At 73.8% G+C, this 1,764-nt stretch carries 1 protein-coding gene and 1 pseudogene; one reads left to right on the top strand and one right to left on the bottom strand.

The window, feature by feature from the left end; all coding sequences use genetic code 11:
• On the bottom strand, positions 1-306 hold a 306-nt coding region (locus tag H5J30_RS31165), incomplete at its 3' end, for an NsdA family TPR-like regulatory protein (RefSeq protein ID WP_508471011.1).
• Positions 307-1,104: 798 nt separating this feature from the next.
• On the opposite strand from H5J30_RS31165, the pseudogene H5J30_RS31160 reads away from it, so the two are divergent.
• A pseudogene (locus H5J30_RS31160) lies at positions 1,105-1,764 on the top strand (asparagine synthase-related protein); the annotation flags it as partial.

Raw genomic sequence — 1,764 nt, 5'->3', positions numbered from 1 at the left:
GACGTCGCGCGGGAAGGCGAGGCCGACTTCGGGCGCCGGGTCCGTGTCGGCGAGCCCTATCTCGTGCAGCGGCACGGGGCGGCCGAGCTTGCCGGCGATGGCGGTGGCGATCAGGTGGGGCGCGGCGCCCTGCGGCACCATCCCCTTCGTCACCCACCGGGCGACGGACGTCTTGTCGTACCGAAGCGTCATGCCGCGCTGCGCGCCGAGGTCATTGACCCGGCGGGCGAGTCCGGCGTTGCTGATCCCGGCGAGCGCGAGCATGTGGCCCAGCTTCTCGTTCGGCCCGCGTGGCGTCCTGGACATGCACACCCCTCGACCACCGACGGCTCCCGTCCGGCAGGTGGGGATCCGGCCGGGTCGCATATGCACCCAGCGTAGTTCGCCGGATCCCGACCGTTAAGGGGAATGTTTCCGGATGGCGGGATTGCAGCGCGCGTGCTCCGGGGTCGTGTGGCGGTGCGCCGTACGTGCGCTCTCGCCGCAAAGGGCCCCGCACGCTTGGCTGGTTGTCCGTGGGTCGGCTCGCCGCGCCTGGGAAAGCGGCGGGCCTGGGGAACTCCGCCGTCATTCATCCCCGCGGGCGGCGGCTCACGGTCCGGGGAGCGCGGGACGCTTCCCGGACCTCACAAGCCCGTACGGCGGGCTTGGTTGGCAGGGATTGCGCCGTGTACAGAATGGCTGAATGACGCCCCTCGCGACGGGTGTAGATCCGGGCGTACGGGACGGTCGTACCGGAGTCCGGGCACCGACCGGGCGCACGTACCGGCTTCCGGACGGCGCGCGGGGGCCGGTCCGCAGCGCCCGTTCGATCTTCCGACTCGGGCCTGTTCGCCCTCCGCCCCGGATCCGTTCGATCCTCTTCCGCCGCGGGCCGCGCGCTTCCCGGCTGCGTCCCGCGGCGGCCCGCGGGGGCTCTTCCGGCCGTGACAGGCAGACTCCCGCGCGACCGCATCCACTCACATGCGCCCCTCTCGTGGCAGCATTGGTCCTGACGAAGCGGCAGTACGCCCTGAGCGCGGCGGAGTTGATGCCGATCGCCCGGCTCGCCCGGCTCGCTTGGCATATGCCGATACGTCCCCAGTTGCCCACGAGGAGGCGCGCATGCGGTGGTTGGTGGGGTGGAGCAGTTCCGCCGCCGCGCCCTCGTTCCTTGACGGCGGCCAGTCCGCCGACGACTACGACCTCCACCCCGTCGGCGCCCAACTCGTCTGGGGCGGCCCGGATCCGCTGTGGGCGGTCGGCGACTGGCGGCCGGACGAGATCCGGCTCGTCGACGTCGCCCCGCTGATCCGCCTGGCGGTCTTCGGCACCTGCGGCGCGAGCGACGACCAGCTGCGCGTGGGCCTGCTGTCCGCGCGCGGCGGTGCCGTACGGCACCTGACCGCCTGGTCCGGCGGGTACACCGCCGTCGCACAGGTCGGCCGCCGCACCACCGTCCTCGGCGACCTCGCCGGCGCGCGCCCCGTCTTCCACGCCGCCTGGGACGGCGGTACGGCGTACGCGACGGCCGCGCTGCCGCTCGCCGACCTCATCGAAGCCGAGTTGGACGTCTCCCACCTCGCCGCCCAACTCGCCTGCCCCGACGTGCCGGAGGCCCTCGGCGACGGCACGCCGTACTCCGGCGTCCACCGCGCACCCCCCGGCCACGCGCTCATCCTCCGCGAGGGCGCCAAGGAGATCACCGGCTACGAGCCGCGCGCCTCCCTCGCCGTCGCCGCCCCGTCGCTGGACACGGAACCGGCGGTGGCGGGCGTACGCGAC

The sequence above is a fragment of the Streptomyces phytophilus genome, assembly GCF_013870535.1.
Taxonomy (GTDB): Bacteria; Actinomycetota; Actinomycetes; order Streptomycetales; family Streptomycetaceae; genus Streptomyces; species Streptomyces phytophilus.
The sequence above is the reverse complement of the archived record's forward strand: the minus strand, read 5'-3'. Positions and strand labels throughout refer to the sequence as shown.